The organism is Polaromonas sp. AET17H-212 (genome assembly GCF_002379085.1).
Lineage (GTDB): Bacteria > Pseudomonadota > Gammaproteobacteria > Burkholderiales > Burkholderiaceae_C > Polaromonas.
On the sequence record NZ_NBZW01000040.1, the window covers coordinates 1 to 17,923 of the forward strand.

The 17,923-nt window shown below is 60.6% G+C and carries 18 protein-coding genes, 1 pseudogene and 1 riboswitch; all 19 genes and pseudogenes read right to left on the bottom strand.

Going from position 1 to position 17,923, the window contains the following annotated elements:
* A pseudogene (locus B7G53_RS20605) lies at positions 1–201 on the bottom strand (cell envelope integrity protein TolA); the annotation flags it as partial.
* A 24-nt stretch (positions 202–225) separates the two neighbouring features.
* Positions 226–657: an ExbD/TolR family protein gene (locus B7G53_RS20610; RefSeq protein ID WP_096671224.1), complete on the bottom strand. Its 432-nt coding sequence runs from the start codon at positions 655–657 to the stop codon at positions 226–228.
* 14 nt (positions 658–671) lie between these two features.
* Entirely contained in the window at positions 672–1,364 is a 693-nt protein-coding gene (tolQ, locus tag B7G53_RS20615) for a protein TolQ (RefSeq protein ID WP_096671226.1), read from the bottom strand.
* Positions 1,361–1,804, bottom strand: a complete 444-nt coding sequence (gene ybgC / locus B7G53_RS20620) for a tol-pal system-associated acyl-CoA thioesterase (protein ID WP_096671228.1) — start codon at positions 1,802–1,804, stop codon at positions 1,361–1,363. Before ybgC ends, tolQ begins: the two co-directional genes overlap by 4 nt.
* Positions 1,797–2,993, bottom strand: a complete 1,197-nt coding sequence (locus tag B7G53_RS20625) for a pyridoxal phosphate-dependent aminotransferase (RefSeq protein ID WP_096671268.1) — start codon at positions 2,991–2,993, stop codon at positions 1,797–1,799. Before B7G53_RS20625 ends, ybgC begins: the two co-directional genes overlap by 8 nt.
* A gap of 17 nt (positions 2,994–3,010) precedes the next feature.
* On the bottom strand, positions 3,011–3,529 hold the full coding sequence (gene nusB, locus B7G53_RS20630) for a transcription antitermination factor NusB (protein ID WP_096671230.1): 519 nt from the start codon (positions 3,527–3,529) through the stop codon (positions 3,011–3,013).
* A 31-nt stretch (positions 3,530–3,560) separates the two neighbouring features.
* The gene (ribH, locus tag B7G53_RS20635) at positions 3,561–4,025 is read right to left on the bottom strand and encodes a 6,7-dimethyl-8-ribityllumazine synthase (RefSeq protein ID WP_096671232.1); all 465 of its coding nucleotides are present in this window, start codon (positions 4,023–4,025) and stop codon (positions 3,561–3,563) included.
* Positions 4,026–4,027: 2 nt separating this feature from the next.
* On the bottom strand, positions 4,028–5,140 hold the full coding sequence (gene ribBA, locus B7G53_RS20640) for a bifunctional 3,4-dihydroxy-2-butanone-4-phosphate synthase/GTP cyclohydrolase II (protein ID WP_096671234.1): 1,113 nt from the start codon (positions 5,138–5,140) through the stop codon (positions 4,028–4,030).
* Between the two features lie 3 nt (positions 5,141–5,143).
* The gene (locus B7G53_RS20645) at positions 5,144–5,779 is read right to left on the bottom strand and encodes a riboflavin synthase (RefSeq protein ID WP_096671236.1); all 636 of its coding nucleotides are present in this window, start codon (positions 5,777–5,779) and stop codon (positions 5,144–5,146) included.
* Positions 5,780–5,834: 55 nt separating this feature from the next.
* On the bottom strand, positions 5,835–6,944 hold the full coding sequence (ribD, locus tag B7G53_RS20650; protein WP_441339010.1) for a bifunctional diaminohydroxyphosphoribosylaminopyrimidine deaminase/5-amino-6-(5-phosphoribosylamino)uracil reductase RibD: 1,110 nt from the start codon (positions 6,942–6,944) through the stop codon (positions 5,835–5,837).
* 20 nt (positions 6,945–6,964) lie between these two features.
* Positions 6,965–7,534, bottom strand: a complete 570-nt coding sequence (locus B7G53_RS20655; RefSeq protein WP_096671240.1) for a GspH/FimT family pseudopilin — start codon at positions 7,532–7,534, stop codon at positions 6,965–6,967.
* 9 nt (positions 7,535–7,543) lie between these two features.
* Positions 7,544–8,023 (bottom strand): type IV pilin protein, encoded by a 480-nt coding sequence (locus tag B7G53_RS20660; RefSeq protein WP_096671270.1) that lies wholly within the window; start codon positions 8,021–8,023, stop codon positions 7,544–7,546.
* Positions 8,024–8,037: 14 nt separating this feature from the next.
* Positions 8,038–12,129 (bottom strand): pilus assembly protein, encoded by a 4,092-nt coding sequence (locus B7G53_RS20665; RefSeq protein ID WP_096671242.1) that lies wholly within the window; start codon positions 12,127–12,129, stop codon positions 8,038–8,040.
* A 5-nt stretch (positions 12,130–12,134) separates the two neighbouring features.
* Positions 12,135–12,776, bottom strand: coding sequence for a pilus assembly PilX family protein (locus B7G53_RS20670; protein WP_096671244.1), 642 nt, complete (start codon positions 12,774–12,776; stop codon positions 12,135–12,137).
* Positions 12,773–13,804, bottom strand: coding sequence for a PilW family protein (locus B7G53_RS20675; protein WP_096671246.1), 1,032 nt, complete (start codon positions 13,802–13,804; stop codon positions 12,773–12,775). The genes B7G53_RS20670 and B7G53_RS20675 overlap by 4 nt, the downstream gene beginning before the upstream one ends.
* Positions 13,804–14,424, bottom strand: a complete 621-nt coding sequence (pilV, locus tag B7G53_RS20680) for a type IV pilus modification protein PilV (protein ID WP_096671248.1) — start codon at positions 14,422–14,424, stop codon at positions 13,804–13,806. Before pilV ends, B7G53_RS20675 begins: the two co-directional genes overlap by 1 nt.
* Before the next feature lie 141 nt (positions 14,425–14,565).
* Positions 14,566–15,015 carry a transcriptional regulator NrdR gene (nrdR, locus tag B7G53_RS20685; protein WP_096671250.1) on the bottom strand — a complete coding sequence of 150 codons (450 nt, stop codon included), beginning with the start codon at positions 15,013–15,015 and terminating at the stop codon, positions 14,566–14,568.
* Positions 15,016–15,115: 100 nt separating this feature from the next.
* Positions 15,116–16,360, bottom strand: coding sequence for a serine hydroxymethyltransferase (gene glyA / locus B7G53_RS20690; RefSeq protein ID WP_096671252.1), 1,245 nt, complete (start codon positions 16,358–16,360; stop codon positions 15,116–15,118).
* A gap of 44 nt (positions 16,361–16,404) precedes the next feature.
* Positions 16,405–16,536, bottom strand: a riboswitch (ZMP/ZTP riboswitch).
* Between the two features lie 56 nt (positions 16,537–16,592).
* Complete coding sequence (locus B7G53_RS20695) at positions 16,593–17,471, bottom strand: lytic transglycosylase domain-containing protein (RefSeq protein ID WP_096671254.1); 879 nt, start codon at positions 17,469–17,471, stop codon at positions 16,593–16,595.
* Positions 17,472–17,923: the final 452 nt, after the last annotated feature.

A 17,923-nucleotide genomic window follows, 5' to 3' on the forward strand; every position in this document is an offset into this window, starting at 1 on the left:
CAGTTTGGGTGCGGCTTCCTGCGGCACGCTGGACCAGAGCTCGGCGTCGAACGAGATGTCGGGGTTGCTGCGCTTCCAGTTCACGCCCCAGGTCAGGGCCGCGATCAACAGCAGGTGAACCAGCACCGCCAGGCCGAAGGCACGCAACGCACCGGGCTCGCGGTGCGGGGCAAACTCGGGACGGTCGGCGGCGATGGGCATGAAAAAATTCAGCGCAGGAAGCGGTCAGCTGCCGGTCTGCACCGACAGGCCGACCCGGGCCACACCGGCTTTTTGCAGCGCGTCCATGACCTTGACCACGGTTTCGTACTTGATGGATTTGTCGGCGCTGATCACCACAGGTGTGACCTGCTCGCCGGCCGGCACCGCCGGCTGCAGGCGCTTGACGGCGGCGCCAACCTCGCCGAGCTTGACCGGGGTGGTGTTGCCCGCCGACTTGATCTGGATGACTTCGTCCTTGCTGATCTCGATCTGGATCGGCTTGGGCGGCTGGCCCGGCGCCTTGCCGACCTTGGGCAGGGCAATCATGCTGGGTGTGATCAGCGGCGCCGTCACCATGAAGATGATGAGCAGCACCAGCATCACGTCGATGAAAGGCACCATGTTGATTTCGCTGATGGTGCGGCGGCCTCGGCCGCGGGAGTTGACTGCTGGCATGGCGTCAATCCCGATCAGTGACCCGAGGGCGAATGTGCGCCCAGGTTGCGCTGCAGGATGTTGGAGAACTCCTCGATGAAGGTCTCCAGCTTGTTGGCCACGCGGTCGATGTCGTGGGCGAAGCGGTTGTAGGCCACCACCGCGGGGATGGCGGCAAACAGGCCGATGGCCGTGGCCACCAGCGCTTCGGCAATGCCGGGCGCCACGGAAGACAGCGTGACCTGCTCCAGCGCGGCCAGGCCGGTGAAGGCGTGCATGATGCCCCAGACCGTGCCGAACAGGCCGACGTAGGGCGAGACCGAACCGACCGTGGCCAGAAAGGACAGGTTGGACTCCACCGCATCCATTTCACGCTGGTAGCTGGCACGCATGGCGCGGCGGGCGCCGTCGAGCAGAGTGCCGGGGTCTTCCATGCGGCGCTCGCGCAGCTTCTGGAATTCACGCATGCCGCTGGCGAAAATGCGCTCCATCGGGCCGCTGTGCTTGGCGTTCTGGTTGGCGGCTGCAAACAGGTCGTTCAGGCTGGTGCCGGACCAGAATTCGCGGTCGAACTCGTCGTTGAGCGACTGCACGCGCTTGAGCGAGACGATCTTGCGGAAGATCGCGGCCCAGCTCGCGATCGACACGCCGACCAGCAGTGCCACCACGCCCTGGACCACCCAGCTGGCGTTGAGAATGAGGCTGACAATGGATAAATCCTGGTTCATGTTTTGGCTTCCAGACGGTCAAGGATGTTGGCGGGAATTCTGGCGGGCTTCAGGCTGGTGGCATCCACCCAGCCGATGCGTATCGTGCCTTCACAGAGCAGTACCGGCGTTTGCTCTGATTTTAATAGCGAACTCTGACCGATTATCAGGGACGCCCGGCCCTTTTCGATCAGACGGGCGGTAACAATCAGTTCATCGTCGAGACGCGCGGGCCGGTGGTAGCGAACGCTGGTTTCTGTCACGACGAACATGCCGCCGGTGCTCTCGCGCAGACTGTGTTGCTCAATGCCCAGTGATCTGAGCCACTCGGTGCGGGAGCGTTCAAAAAATTTCAGGTAGTTGGCGTAGAACACGATGCCGCCCGCATCCGTGTCTTCCCAATAAACCCGCAGGGGCCACTGGAACGGGGCGGCCGCCCCGGCGCCGGCGGCCTCAGCCAAGGACGGCCTCCAGCCGGGCGACGGCCTCTTTGAGTTGCGCCATGGAGTTGGCGGTGGAAAAGCGGACGTACTGCTCCGGCGCCATGGTGCCGAAATCACGCCCGGGGGTCACCGCCAGGTGCGCGCGTTTCATCAGTTCAAACGCAAAGTCCCAGCTGCCGCTGACGCCCAGCCGTGCCGCGGCGTCCGTGCAATCGGCATAGGCGTAAAACGCGCCGTCCGGCATCACCGGCACGGTCAGGCCCAAGCGGTTTAACTCGGGAATGAAGTAGTCGCGCCTGGCCTTGAACTCGGCGCGGCGCCGTTCGTACTCGGCCAGGCTGTCGGGTTCAAAACAGGCCAGGGCGGCGTGTTGGGCCACGGTGCTGGGGCAGATGAACAGGTTCTGCGCAATGCGCTCGATCACCGGTGCCAGCGCCTCAGGTACGACCAGCCAGCCCAGGCGCCAGCCCGTCATGTTGAAGTACTTGCTGAAGCTGTTGATGCTGATGATGCTCTCGCCGAGACCGCCTGCCATGGCCAGCGCGGTCTGACCAAAATGCGCCTCGTAACTCAGCCCCAGGTAGATCTCGTCAATCAGGGTGATGCCGCCGCGGCTGTGCACGAATTCGTGGATGCGCTGCAGCTCTTCCGGCGCAATCGAGGTGCCGGTCGGGTTGGACGGCGAAGCCAGCAGCACACCGCGGGTCTTGTCGGTCCAGGCGGCCTGCACTTTCGCGCTGCTGAGCTGGAAGCGCTCCTCGGCCGTGGTCGGCAGCAGCACCGCGTTGCCGTCGGCGGCGCTGACAAAGTGCCGGTTGCAGGGGTAACTCGGGTCCGGCATCAGGATCTCGTCGCCCGCTTCGATCAAGGCCAGGCAAGCCAGCTGCAGCGCCGCCGAGGCGCCGGCGGTGATGATGATGCGGCCGGGCGCCACGTTGGCCTGGAAACGCGTGGCATACCAGTCGCTGATGCGTTTGCGCAGCGGCTGCAGGCCGGTGGCCTGGGTGTACTGGGTGTTGCCGTCCCGGATGACGCGGGCCGCGGCCTGCTGGACCAGCGGCGGCGCGGTGAAGTCCGGCTCGCCGATGTTCAGGAAAATCATGGGTTGCGCCGTGTGCGCCACCTGCTGGGCCATGGTTGCCGCGGCCTTGGCCACTTCCATGACATAAAAGGGTTCAATGCGCTGGGCGCGCCGGGCTATCCTGATGTCGCTCACCGCGCGCCTCAGGCTTTTTTGTCGGCGGCGACTTCAGCGGCGCGAAAGGCCGGTGCCAGCTTGTGCAGCACGCCGTTGACGTATTTGTGGCCGTCGGTGCCGCCAAAAGCCTTGGCCAGCTCGATGCATTCGTTGATGATCACGCGGTAAGGCACGTCCAGGCAATGCTTGAACTCGTAGGTGCCAATCCACAGCACCGCATGTTCGACCGGCGATATTTCCGCCATCTTGCGGTCCAGCAAAGGCGTCACGCTGTCGTCCAGCGACGCGGCTTCGTCAATGCAGCCGTGCAGCAGCGCGTCGTAGTGCGCCGCATCGGCCTTGTGAAAACCCACCAGGTCGCGGGTGAAGGCGTCAATGGACGACGCCTCGTTGCGCCCGACCAGGTGCTGGTACAGCGCTTGCAGGGCAAACTCGCGTGCCCGGGTGCGCGCTGACTTGTCGGCGGCTTTTTTGACACCCGTGTCGGTCAGGCCGTTGCGGGTCTGCGGCGGGCGCTTGGGTTTGAGGGGGGTGGATTCAGTCATGGCACGCTTGTTGGGGGAGGGGACCGGGGTATCAGTCAAGTTCGTTCAGCAGGTTGGCCATTTCCACCGCCACGCGTGCCGCATCGCGGCCCTTGTCGGTCTGGCGGGCTTCGGCCTGGCCGATGTTTTCGACGGTCAGGATGGCGTTGGCGATGGGCAACTGGTAGTCCAGGGCCAGCCGGCTGACCGAGGCGCCGCTTTCGTTGGCGACCAGTTCGAAGTGGTAGGTTTCACCGCGGATGATGCAGCCCAGCGCCACCAGCGCGTCATACTGGTCACGCTCGGCCATGGCCTGCAGGGCCGAGGGGATCTCAAGCGCGCCCGGCACCTTGACATGGTGGATGTTTTTTTCCTCGACACCCAGCGCCAGCAGTTCCTGCCAGCAGGCCTTGGCCAGCGCATTGGTGATGCTTTCATTAAAACGCGCCTGGACGATGCCAATCGAGAGTTTTTTGCCGTCCAGCTTGTCGGCCGTACCTTTTTCTGCACCAAACACGGTTATTCCTTTTTGTTGGCAATGTAGCCGGTGATCTCGAGGCCATAGCCCGTCATGCTGGGCATGCGGCGCGGATTGCCCATCAGCATCATCTTGTGCACGCCGCACTCGCGCAGGATTTGCGCGCCCACGCCGTAGGTGCGCAGGTCCATGCGGCCGCGCTCGGGGGCCTGGCTGGCGCGGGCCGTGCCTTCGAATTGTTCAAGCAGCTGTGCCGCGCTTTCGCCGCAATTGAGCAGCACCGCCACGCCTTTGCCCTCTTTGGCAATATGGGTCAGGCTCTGGTCCAGGCTCCAGGAGTGCATGGAGCGGCCGGTTTCCAGCGCGTCGAGTACCGACAGCGGCTCGTGAACCCGCGCAGCCACGATCTCTTCGGGCGACCACTGGCCCTTGACGAGCGCCAGATGCAATCCTTGGCTGGTCTTGTCCTTGAAGGCATGGGCGGTGAATTCGCCGAATGCGGTCTGCAGTGTCCGCGTGCCGATTTTCTCAATCAGTGAGTCATGCCGGCTGCGGTGTTCGATCAGGTCGGCGATGGTGCCGATTTTCAGCCCGTGTTCGGCGGCAAAGACCTGCAGGTCCGGCAGCCGGGCCATGGTGCCGTCGTCTTTCATGATCTCGCAGATGACGGCAGCCGGCGAGCAGCCCGCCATGCCGGCCAGGTCACAGCCGGCTTCGGTATGGCCGGCGCGCATCAACACGCCGCCATCGACCGCCTGCAAGGGGAAGATGTGACCCGGTTGCACCAGGTCGCTGACCTTGGCGTTTTTGGCCACGGCGGCCTGCACCGTGCGTGCGCGGTCTGCCGCGGAGATGCCGGTGGTCACGCCCTCGGCGGCCTCGATCGACACCGTGAAGGCTGTACTGTATTTGCCGCCATTGCGGGTGACCATGGGCGGCAATTGCAGCATCTCGCAGCGCTCGCGCGTCAGGGTCAGGCAGATCAGGCCGCGGCCGTAACGTGCCATGAAGTTGATGGCCTCCGGGGTCACGTGGTCGGCGGCGAGCACCAGGTCGCCTTCGTTTTCGCGGTCTTCTTCATCGACCAGGATGACCATGCGGCCGGCCCGCATGTCGGCCACGATGTCTTCAACAGGGGAGATGGCAATGGTCATGGTTCAGTTTTTCTTTCCGTCCTGGAGCATGCGCTCAACGTAACGCGCAATCAGGTCAATTTCCAGGTTCACCGGCGATTGTGGTCGCAGATGGCCCAGGGCCGTGTTTTGAACCGTGTGGGAGATCAGGTTGATGCTGATTTCGCAGCCGGCCTGGCCGCCGTCCAGGTCGGTGACGCGGTTGACGGTCAGGCTGACGCCATTGACCGTGATAGAGCCTTTGTAGGCCAGGTACTTGGCCAGTTCGCGCGGGGCGCGGATGCGCAACTCCCAGCTTTCACCCACCTGGGCGAAATGCGTGACAGTGCCGATGCCATCGACATGGCCGGCGACGATGTGGCCGCCCAGCCGGTCGTTGGCGCGCAGCGCCTTTTCCAGGTTGATCGGGCCGGGTTCGGTCAAACCACTGGTTTTGGCCAGCGACTCGGCGGATATTTCAATCAGGAACTGGTTTTTGGGGAGGTCGAGCGTGGTCACGGTCATGCAGGCGCCGTTCAGTGCGATGCTGTCGCCCAGGCCCACGTCGTCGAGGTAGCCCGATGGCGCTTCGATGGTGAGTCGCTTGCCATGGTCCAAAGAGCTGCCCAGGCTATGGATGGCGACGATGCGCCCCACGCCGGTGATGATTCCGGTAAACATTGCGCTATTTTCGCAGAGATTGCGGGCGGCCATGAGCCGGGCCGACAAAGCAGGGCTAAAAGAGGTCGCGTCCCCTGACTCTGGCCACGATACGCAGATCGGGGCCCAGCCGGTCGGTCGAGCGAAACTCGAGGTCCAGCGCCTGCGACAGCTCGGTGATCGGCCCGAAACTGGCCATGCCGCTGCCCTGGCCTATCAGCTTGGGGGCCAGATAAACCAGAAACTCATCGACCAGACCTTCACGGATCAGCGACCCGTTGAGCTTGTACCCGGCCTCGACGTGGACTTCGTTGACCTCGCGCAGCGCCAAGTCGCGCAGCATGGCCGCCAGATCCACCTTGCCGCCCTTGCCCGGCAGATAAACGACGGTGGCACCGCGCGCTTCAAGGGCTGCTTTTTTGGCATCATTTTGCTCGGCAGCGTAGATGTAGAGCGCGCGACCAGCTATGAAAAGATGAGCATCCAGCGGCGTCTCCAGACGGCTGTCCACCACCACCAGATGCGGCTGGCGCGGCGTGTCGACCAGCCGCACATCAAGGCGCGGGTTGTCTTCAAGCACGGTGCCGATGCCGGTGAGCACGGCACAGGAGCGCGCGCGCCAGGCATGGCCGTCGGTTCGAGCGGCGTCGGAGGTGATCCACTGGCTTTTGCCATTGTCCAGCGCCGTCTTGCCGTCAAGCGAGGCCGCCACCTTCATCCGCACCCAGGGCGTCTTGCGAATCATGCGGCTGAAAAAACCGATGTTCAGCTCGCGCGACTCTTCTGCGCCCGGGCCCACTTCAACTTCAATGCCTGCCGCTCGCAGGCGCGCAAAGCCCTGGCCGGACACCAGGGGATTGGGGTCGGCAATCGATGCGACCACCTTTTTGATGCCGGCGGCGATCAGGGCGTCGCAACAGGGGCCGGTGCGGCCTTGGTGGGAACACGGTTCGAGGGTGACGTAGGCGGTGGCACCGGCAACTGAATGGCCGCGGGCCATGGCATCCCGCAGGGCCATGACCTCAGCATGGGGGCCACCGGCGCGTTGCGTGTGGCCTGCGCCCAGTACCTTGCCGCGGCCATCGGTGATGACGCAGCCCACACGCGGGTTGGGGCTGCAAAGGCGCAACGCCAATTCAGCAGAGTCAAGGGTGCCCTGCATGAGCACCTGCGGTTGTTCAGTCACAAGGGTCGTATTGCGGTGAACTACGAACAGCCTGTTGTTCCGGTCTTGCAGGATCGCACCCGGCCGGCTGGATCAACGATGATGGAACTGGAGCGCGGCGAGGTATTCGCCATCACCATCGTTCCCCCACCAAAGGCGCCACTTTTCAAGCGTGGGTAACCACTTCCGTTAAACAGCAAATAACCGCTTGTAAAACTACTGGCCCCTGGCGTGGTGACAGTGATATCCGTACTCAATGCCTCATGGCGGAGTATTACCTCATCGACTCCCTCGTTATAGACCTGGTTCCAGTTTGAGTCTGCAAACACCATCCAGCCGGAACTCCAGTTTGTTCCTGTGGCGGGAACAAGATAGGTGTTGAGCCCCTGCTTCATGGCATTCGCTCTTGCCGTATTGGCTGCCGAGATGAAATTGCTGACGGCGTCCGACAGTTGTGCATTTCGCTGAAACTGCACAAAACTCGGCACGGCGACCATCATCAGGGTGGCTCCCAGTGCAACCGTCACCATCAACTCGATCAGCGTAAAACCCTTTTGGCGGGGGAAGAAAAGGGCGCCCAGACGGTGTTCGGTGCGATTGTTTCGAGACATGGCGTGACCTTATTTCCAGCAGCGTTCGGTGTTTGTGCCGGTGCAGGTTCGACGGCCTTGTGTGTCTATGGCCATCGAAGTCACTTGAGGGTCAGAAAAAACACCTGCCTGCGGTTCCGCGAAAACCTCGATGCAGTCACGTTTGGTGGGGATCACGCCGCTGACCGCTTGGCAAAGTCTTGCGCCGAGCAAGTGACTGCTTTTTGCCTGGGTGCTGTCAGCTGAGGAATAGGCCTTGAACGGCAGGGCGCCAGGGGTGCCTGCTGCAAAGGTTTCATAGGTGTTCATCTGGGTCAGGTAGCGCTCCTGCTGCTGCAGAAGGTTCATCAGCGCCGTCCGTGCTTCGGCCCGCTTGCCTTTGCGCACGGAGTCCGTATAGGCTGGGTAGGCCACGGATGCCAGAATTCCAATGATCGCGACGGTAATCATCAGTTCAATCAGCGTGAAGCCCGAGTGGGCGTTCCGTTTGATAGGCAGACGTTTTTGCATGATCATTTCCAAGGTTAGTTATTCTTGTTTTCACGGTAATTGTTGATCTGGCGCCAGCTGAGGCGCCCGACCTGCTCGTTATAGGAGAGACCACCTCCACCGGTAGCCGCAACCTTCAACCCTTTGGACCCCTGCGTGATGATGGCAACTCGGCGGGTGGCGGTTCGCTGGCCGGCCGTGTCGCTGTTGGTCAGTGCGGCGCTGCCAATTTCCAGGACCAGGGGCGCGGCCAGTATGCCCACCTGGGACACTTCGGACGTACCGTTGCCCGTGAGTGCATTCACCGCATAAAACCGCCCGCCTCCTTCGCCGCACGAGCCTTCGGTCGGAAACAGCGAGCCGAAAAACAGCTGTCCAAATTCGGCCGTGATGTCGCTGATCTGTCGTTCGCCAATACTTCTGTTGAAATCGAGATACCAGCCCATTTTCAGAGCGGAGGTTCCGGTGGCAGGAGGCATGCCATACACAAAACTGGGAACCGTCACGGTGCCGCCGGTTGTGGATACCGTTCCCTGCTGCAATTGTGACCTGCCGCTGATGGCCTGGCCATTGTCGAGAAGCGTGTAAAACGTATTCGTCACACTCGATGGCACGGTGGTGTCCGGTGTTTCCAGGTATTTTCCCGTTCCAAAGGAGACCAGCTTGCTGTCAAAAAAAGCATTGCTGATCACTGGTTCACCGGTAATCGGTTGCAGCACGTTCGCACTGTCTTTGGCAACAAAAAATGTGTTGCTGGTCCCCACTTTGTGGTTCAGTTTTGTCAGATTGGTGGTGGCATTGGTTGTCAGGCTGTTGATACCCTTCAGCGTGAAGTCCAGTTTCCAGACATTACCCTGCATGTCGCCCGCGTAGAGGCTATCTACAGCGCCTGTTCCGAAGTTTTTGACCGTGGTCAGACCCGCCAGGCCTTTTGCAATCGCGGTACTCGTCTGCGGCAGCTCTATGCGCCAGAAATTCGTGCCCTCAGTCCAGGCCAGCCCTGAATTACTGGCAGGTTTGTTCGACAGATCGAGAATGAAGATGGATGGATTGCCGGTGGAGTGCGCATAGCCGTCGGCAGTGTAGTTGTTGACGCCGCTTGCGACAACTGCATACCACTTGTATATCGGGGTAATGCCTGTATCGGTCGTGCGCAGTTTGACGATCTGGGGGGTACCGATCACATTGCCCATCGAGGGGTGATCGCGGTCTGTGAACTCCCAAAGAACATTGTCTTTGGTGAATGTTTCGGGATCGGTGACATCGAGGGCGAATACGCCCTGTCCGCCAGCACCAACACCTGACACCAGCACGCTGCGCCATTTATCGACGCCGCTTACCTTTATGTAAGCTTCTGCGATGGCGGGCGTTGCGTCGTTGATGCTGACGTGGCTGTAGTCCTGGTCGGGTAACAGGTTCAACTTGCCTGCGACGAACCCGGGAATATAGGCAAAAGCTTCCCTGCCGTTGGTGTCATAAAACGCATGCAGCATGCCGTCATTCGCGTTCGCAAAAATGACTGGCTTGCGGTTCTTGTTGTCGTTGAAGAATGTGTTGTACGCGGTTCCTGCCACGCCTCCGGATGGCTTGCCCATATAGACCAAACCGCTGTTGACGATGTCCCCCATCACGATGTCGCGCGGTCGGAAGGGGGCTGTCGGATTCGTGGGCTTGATTTCCTTGCGCCGGTCGCCACGCAGGTAGTTGAGTCGGTCTTCGCCCATGGCCGCGTCAATGACTACCGTGGTCGTGTAGGGCATGGTGCTCAGCGACGTCTTGTGAGCGGTGTTCAGGTCTGCCCATGTAAACGGTGTCGGGGCAGCTGTTGCCTGCAGGCCAATTGGAGCACCAATGACAATGTTCCGGCCTGCTCCATTGTCGATCAGCGTAGCCGCGGTCATAACCTGGCCTGCCTCCCAGGTGGGGGTGCTGCCAATGACCAGTGAAGTACCGGCCGTGTCCAGCGACAGTGGATACTTGAGCAAGCGGCCACTCCAGTAATTGGCAACCGGGTTGAAACGTGCTTGAAACACAGCTGCTGCCTGACCCACTGTCAAGCGCTGCGTGGAAATGGCGCCGCCGGCAATACTTCCGGTTTCTTCCACTACGCGCGCAAATATCTCAGAAAGAGAGTCCAGAAATTTGGCGGCATCACTGACCAGGAAATAATTCTTGGCATCTCCATCCGTGGCCTGCCAAAGCACATTCGTACCTCCTGAGTAGGGACTGCCAGTGTTGCCGTTCGCGCTGTCATCGAACCCTCCATACTTGGCACCAAGATACAACTGCTGGGTCCGGCGGAAACTGACTGTGTCGCTGGCGCGGTTTTCATTGACGTCGATCGCATAGGTCTTGATACGACCTTTAGGGAGATCGGTACGAAAACTCTGGGTGTTGGCCCAGTAGGCGAGGCCGGCCATGTGGTAGGAACCTCCTGTGGCGCCTGTGTTCATCGTGGCGGCATCCGCGAGGGCAGGATACAGCGTGTTTCCTGAAAGGTTGCCCGCAATCTGGGTACGCCCCTGGCTGTCGGTGTAGGTTATTGCGCCTGTGGTGGTGGTGAGCTTGCTCTCGAAGCTGCCGACCACGCTGGTCCAGAACGGAACATCAAGTGCAGGGTTGGTTTCCGCGCTTCGCGCAAAATCATTATTGCTTGTGACGGCATTGCCTGGCACCGAGCGGTCGCTGTGCGTGAAAACGTCAGCAATCGTCAAAATGCTGTTTCGCAGGCATCCGTTGCCTGTACCTGAGGTATCGGTAAAGCCAGCGAATGGATCCGTCCAAGTTGCATAGGCGGGGAAATTGTCTTTCAAGGCTTTATCGGTCGATGCTGTTCCCGAAAAACCCGAAACGGCCTGGCTGGTGGGTTGCTTGCCCTGAAGATAACGGATGGCTTCATAAAAGAGCTCACTCACAGGATCAAGTTCTTTGTAGGCGCCGATGGTGTCCGGATTAAGCGTGCCAAACTTGTTGATGTACATGATGGCCCCACTCCTGGGATAGCCTTGGTCGCTGTAAGTCGAGTCCCCGCTTTGGGGGTTATCGATAAACACCCCTGTGTTCGCATCCCATTCGGTGCGAGCATTGGCCGCCGTTTCGAGGTTGAAATTGTTGTCGTATTTCTTGGGGCCCAGGTATTTGAGCGGAGCGCGTAGTACGCCGCCGTAACGTGAACGGTTGTTGTCCTGAAGGTAGCCAAAAACCCCAATTCGGATGTTTTCGGCATTCACCTGGAACTGGCCTACCGGCTTGTGTTTGCCGTTAGGGTACCGGAAGCACAAGCCCTTCCATTGCTTGGTTTCCGGGTCGTAGGTCATGAGCCGGTTGGTGGCGCTGTTGGGGTCACAGACCAGATTTCTGACCTCGTAGAAGTTACCTTTATTGTTGGCGTTTGCCTTGATCAATTTGCTGCTTTGGGCATCGGCCACACCGAAGGGGCTACTGCAACTTCCAGTAGTGTCCTGGGCATTGGCGAAGTAGACGCGGTTCCTGCAGTTGTAGATCCACATTCCGTCGGGGAATGAGGCGTCAGTTAGTTCGGTCCTGCCGTTGATCTGCGATTTCGGTATGAATTTTTCCGTGAAATAGCTGCTATTTCGGTAAAAGCTGTCGGGCAACCAGGCCCGATCAATGACCGTTGTATCTTTGTCGTCGATGGTGCGGTTGCCCCCTGTCAGGCCATAGCGCATGATGTCGATGGCCGAGGACGTTGCCCAGTTCATGAAGTTGCCGTCGAACTGCGAGCTGGGACAGGTCGCGCTAAAACTCCCTTTATTCGTTTGCCAGTCAAAATAGTTGCCGATGCTGCCGCTGCTTAACACCGCCCTGTAACAGGCTTTGGGATCAAAGTAACCGACATATTCCTTGGTGCCGTCAAAGGTGTCACGGTAAGTTTGGCCCACGGTGGGAAACTCAACAGACAGCGCCAGCGTCAGATTCCCCTTGGTTTTCGCACCGTTCATGTAAAGCGGTTCCGCTGGCAAATCAACCAGTGGAGGCAAGGTAACGGTCTGGCTGATCACAACGCCCACAGTGACGGCTGACAGGGCCGCCAGAAAAGCAAGCCTGACGCTCCAGGTTTTCAGCGGTTTGCCAGAGGAGCTTGAAAGGAGCGTTCGGAAGTTCATGGCGTTTACTCTTTTCTGAAAATCATTTGCAGGACGGCCTGCGTTTCCTTGCGCGGCCCGAAACCCATGGCCGTGACACGGTACAACGCCTTGGGGCTCCCGCTGCTGCCGCTGCTGCTTCCTGGCGTGGCATCGGGAATAATTTCGACGATGTACCGTGGCGCCATTTCCGGGCGAATGCCGCTGCTGCCGGTCGACAGGGTTCGCCCGGTGAACTCGCCGAACTTAGCGGTTTTGGCCGCGTTGGTTTCATCGGTGAAATCAACCAAATACCAGACTGGCTTTGTGCCCGTGGCAGCGGGCAGGCACAGACCTCGCGTTGTACCGGCGCCGCATCCTTCAGAGAAAGACACCATGTCGGCCAGTCTTCCTGAAAAAAGGGCTTCGCGCTGGTTTATCGAAGTATTGGGTCCGCGAATGTCGAACTCTGCATCGAGCAGCGCCGCCTCTGCGGCCTGGAAGGCGATTTGCTGGTCTCGGTCAAACCGGGTCGAACGTTCGGCAAGCAATACCATCTGGCTGGCGCCAATGCCCAGGGCCATGACCACGGCAAGAAGGATCAGTGTGGTGATTAGCGAGAAGCCGCGTTGCCTTGTTCGCGCACGTGACAGGGCGTTGGCGGACGATGCTGGAAGATGGTGTTTCATCGGAGCCTGAGGTCGTTGCGCAAATGAACGGTAAAGGTGCTTTGCAGCCGTAGCCGTCCGTCCGCAGCGACGGCCAGGCTGGAGCCTGTGTCGCTGGTGCTGGCATACATGCTTCCCAAGGGGGACAGGGTAGCCGTAGCGGACTGCTGGGCAGAGCCTGCGGCCCCCCGCAGGACCAGGCCGATGCGTACAGCCCGCACCCGGCGCCAGTTCTCACGCGTGCCCGCAGCGTTGCCGGCCACGGTCAATTCGTCCGCGCGCAGCCAGCGTTCCGCGACGGTATCCTGTACTGCGGAGGCGCTGGGTGCCAGATTGGGGGACACCCCGTCGGTGCCATAAAGAACCTGGAAAGACTCCACGCCTTCGATCAATGGGGTGGAAGCGATCCACTGGCTTCCGCTTGTGGCGAATTTGTAATAAGAGCAGGAGAGCGAAGGTTCGCCGCTGGTGTCGCGCGTCACATGAAAAACACTGACAGCACGATCATTGAGGTCTCCTGTGGGCAGCCCTGCCTCACCTTCTCCCCTGCAGTTGATCATTGTGTCATCGGCCTTGGAGGCATTGGTGGGAGAGCTCACCCCTTGGTAGCGGATCACCAGCACATCGCTTCCGTTTTTGCACGACGTATCGTTCACCGAGCATGCCCCCGGCCTGTTGCCGTTCACAATCTTGGTGCTTTCGCTCAAAATCAGGTCATCAGGTGTGGCGTAAACGGCATTGTTCCACCCATAGATGTCGGGTTCGGGGTCAATGCCCAGAAGTGTGGCTGTTGAACGGAGCGCCAGGTTGGCTGCGCCCAGATCCTGATAGCCGGCCTGGATAATGACCCGTCCCAGCAAGTCAGTGGCAAAACGCTCCCGGTCGCGCAGTTGTGTCGTCGTATCTACGGCACGGTAGCCCTGCTGGCCCAGCAAAAGCGCAGTGGCTGCAATGACAACCACCACGAGCCCCAGGCCCAGGGCAACCAGCAATTCGATCAATGTCAAACCGCGTTGGCCGCGGCTTGCATGGGATAAACGATTTCGCATTATTCGGAGCTTCCTGCTGTGAGCGGGATGACGACGACAGGAATGCCTGTGCTATCGGCAAATTCAAGCGTTCCTGCCGTGTTGCTGCGGGTCCAGCTGACTTTCAGCACGCTAACGTCACCGTCGCTGGTACAGGCCCACCGTGGCTTGCCCGCGCTGTCAAAGGGATCCTTGTCAAAACAAACCTTGACTCGGGGTGTGGGAAGGGCATTGAGGACCCGCCCCTTCCAGTCGGCCACGTCCCAGGATGCGGCATCCTTGGGTGTTGGACAGCCGGCGGTGAAGCAGTTGACCGACGGAGTGGCAATGGTGCTGGTTCCGGTCAGGGTGCTGTCAAAAAGATAGGGGTTGTCTGCCGCCGTGGTTTTGATCGCGACTGTATGGTTGCCACGCATTTTTTCGGCCAGCTCCCGCCCCAAGGTTGCCGCCGCGGCCTGATTGCGGGTTTCCTTGTTGGCCTGCATCGCCGCGGCCTGCATACCGACGGCGCCCAACATGCCAATGCTGAGAATAATGATGGCGATCAGAACCTCGAGGATGGAAAAGCCCGACTGCCCCCGGTTGGACGCGGGAAGACGAGAGGGCGTTGAACCAGGGGTGCCGGTGCGGGGTGTGTCCATACCCTGAGTTTAAAAACTCGGCGCGGGAACTTCAATGCAGGCGGGAACCGCGTGTCATGTCCAAGTAACCGGCTGTCTGGCTCTGGACGGCCTCCTGCTGCCGGCGGCAGGCAGCAGGCTGCTGGTTCGCTTTTTTCGCTGTTACTTTCGCACCTCATCCACCAGCGTCTTGAACTCGTCAATATCTTCAAAGCTGCGGTAGACGCTGGCAAAACGCACGTAGGCGACCTTGTCGAGCTTTTTGAGTTCGCGCATGACGAGCTCGCCGAGGCGGGCCGACGGCACCTCGCGCAGGCCCAGGTTGAGAAGCTTTTCCTCGATGCGTTCGATGGCCGAGTCCACCTGTTCGGTGCTGACCGGGCGCTTGCGCAGCGCGAGGTTCATGGAGTCGAGGATCTTGCTGCGTTTGTATTCGATCCGGCGGCCGTCCTTTTTGACGATGGCCGGAAAGTTGACGTCGGGCCGCTCGTAGGTGGTGAAGCGTTTTTCACACGCGCCGCACTGGCGGCGGCGGCGTATGAAGTCTGCGTCTTCCGACACCCGGGTTTCGACGACCTGGGTTTCAAGGTGGCCGCAGAAAGGGCATTTCATGCGGCTTCGCCTGGACTTGCAAGCATTATTGGCCTCCAGCCCGCACCGGGCATGCGCAAGAGGCTATCAAAAGCGTAGCGTTTGCACATGCGCCGGTCCATCAACGGTACACCGGAAACCGGCTCGTCAGTGCATTGACCTTGGCGCGCACCGCTTCGATGTTGGCAGCGTCGCGCGGGTTGTCGAGCACGTCGGCAATCAGGTTGGCCGTCAAACGCGCTTCCTCGTCCTTGAAGCCGCGCGTCGTCATGGCCGGGGTGCCGATACGCACGCCGCTGGTGACCATCGGTTTTTCAGGGTCGTTGGGAATGGCGTTCTTGTTGATCGTCATGTGGGCGGCGCCCAGCACGGCCTCGGCTTCCTTGCCGGTGATGCCCTTGGCGCGCAGGTCCACCAGCATGACATGGCTTTCGGTACGCCCGCTGACAATGCGCAGGCCGCGCTGCGTCAGGGTCTCCGCGATGATTTGGGCGTTCTTCAGTACCTGCTGCTGGTAAGTCTTGAACTCGGGCGCCAGCGCCTCCTTGAAGGCGACCGCTTTCGCGGCGATCACATGCATCAGCGGGCCGCCCTGCAGGCCGGGGAAGATGGCGCTGTTGATGGCTTTTTCGTGTTCAGCCTTCATCAGGATGATGCCGCCGCGCGGGCCGCGCAGGCTTTTGTGCGTGGTCGATGTCACCACGTCGGCGTGCGGCACCGGGTTGGGGTACACGCCTGCGGCCACCAGGCCGGCGTAGTGGGCGATGTCCACCATGAAGATCGCGCCGACAGCCTTGGCGACCTTGGCGAAGCGTTCGAAGTCGATGCGCAGGCTGTAGGCCGAGGCGCCGGCGATGATCAGCTTGGGTTTGGACTCGTGGGCCTTGCGCTCCATCGCGTCGTAGTCGATCTCTTCCTTGTCGTTGAGGCCGTAGGAGACGACGTTGAACCACTTGCCGCTCATGTTGAGTGCCATGCCGTGCGTCAGGTGGCCGCCTTCGGCCAGGCTCATGCCCATGATGGTGTCGCCGGGCTTGAGGAAGGCCAGGAACACGGCTTCGTTGGCCGAGGCGCCGCAATGCGGCTGCACGTTGGCCGCTTCGGCGCCGAAGATTTTCTTGATGCGGTCGATGGCCAGCTGTTCGGCCACGTCCACGTGCTCGCAGCCACCGTAGTAGCGGCGGCCGGGGTAGCCTTCGGCGTATTTGTTGGTCAGTTGCGAGCCCTGCGCGGCCATGACGGCGGGCGAGGCGTAGTTTTCGCTGGCGATCAGCTCGATGTGGTGTTCCTGGCGCGCGTTTTCAGCAACGATGGCAGCCCACAGCTCCGGGTCGGTTTGTTCCACAAGAATGGTGCGGTCGTACATGGCAGTCCTTCAAGACGTGGTCCCTGTCATCGGATGAATGAAACAAGGGCTGCCCAGGCGAACGGCTGAACGCTGTGGTCATCGCTTGAGCCCAGCGGTGCGCTTCCCAGTGGTATCCCACGTCAGCAACCGCCCTGCAAAACAGGGGCTGCCTATCGCCAGTCGCGCACACCCCTAGTGTAACGGACCCGGCGCCTGGCTGACGACCGGCCTGTGAAAGGCCGGGCCGCGCTCAGGAGCTTGCGAGGCTGGCGACTTTGTCGCTGGCCTTGCCACTGGGCAGGTCGTCAGTGCCTGTGTTCGCAGGCAGGGACGCTGGAATGGCCAGCGGCGGGCGAACGGTCGACATGTAGGCCGGTGCACGGCCACTGACAACAGCCAGCAGGCGGGCGTGTTCGGCCATCACCTTGGCGGCATAACCGCCGTCGCTTTCCAGATTGGCTGCGCCCACATAGAACTTCAGGCCGGCTTCCACCGAGCCGGCGCGGGCAATGCATTCCTGCAGCACCTTGACACCTACCCGCAGGTTGGTGACCGGGTCGAAGGCGGCGAGTTTTCCGCCGAAGTTCTCGTACTTGGCGTGGTGGATGTTGGTCATGACCTGCATCAGGCCCTGGGCGCCCACCGGGCTTTGCGCAAACGGGTTGAAGCCCGATTCGATCGCCATGATGGCGAGGATCAGCGTCGGGTCGAGCTTGGCTTTCTGGCCGATCTCGAAGGCTTCCGCAACCAGCACGCTCAATGGCTCGGGCGCCACGCCGTACTTCCTGCTGAGCCAGAAGGCCAGCGCGGCCTGTTGCCGGGGCAGGTCCTTGGGGTTGGCGGCCGTGGCCCGGTCGATCGCATCCGGTTCGGTGAAACCAATCTCGGCTTCCTGGCGCTCCAGCAACCAGCTCATCAGCCGGGATTCGCCGGCCTGACGCAGGTCGGGTCGGGCGGTCAGCGTGATGACGGCAAACACGACGGCCAGGCCGACGAGTGCGAAGCTGTTGTGGGTGATTTCAAAAAAGCCCTGGGCGATGTCGTCGGCAATGTTTGCCAGACTGTTGCCCACGTTTTTCTGAAGTGTCCGCATAACCGATGCGGGGGCGGATTGTCCTAGCGCTGTCATAGCACTCCTTTCTATGCACATCGACTTTTTGAGCCGTGCGCTTTGATTGGGTCGCCATCAAACCAAGGCCTGGGCCTTGGGGGTGTTGACCCCTTGTCTGACTTTGCCGGGTTCGGCAGCGGATTCGGGTTGTCCCGTAGTTTTGGGTGGGACGGCGGATTCTAAAAGCGTGCTTAATAACTTGTCAAGAATATCAAATTAATTTGATATTCAAATAATGGCATTAAAAGCTCAAATACACGATCAAGACCCCCTGTTTCTCCCATTTGGGCGGTTTTTGGGGTTTCGCTCTAGCCCGTCAGGTCGGCGCATTTTTTGGAGAAGAAGTCCGTATGTGTTGACCGCAAGGGCTTTTAACTCAAGCGCTTGCAAGGTGTTTCAGAGAAAGTGCCGGAGCATTCGTGCAGCACGTTTTTGGAGGGCGATGCGGAAGTTGCCGCATGAGCGTGTAG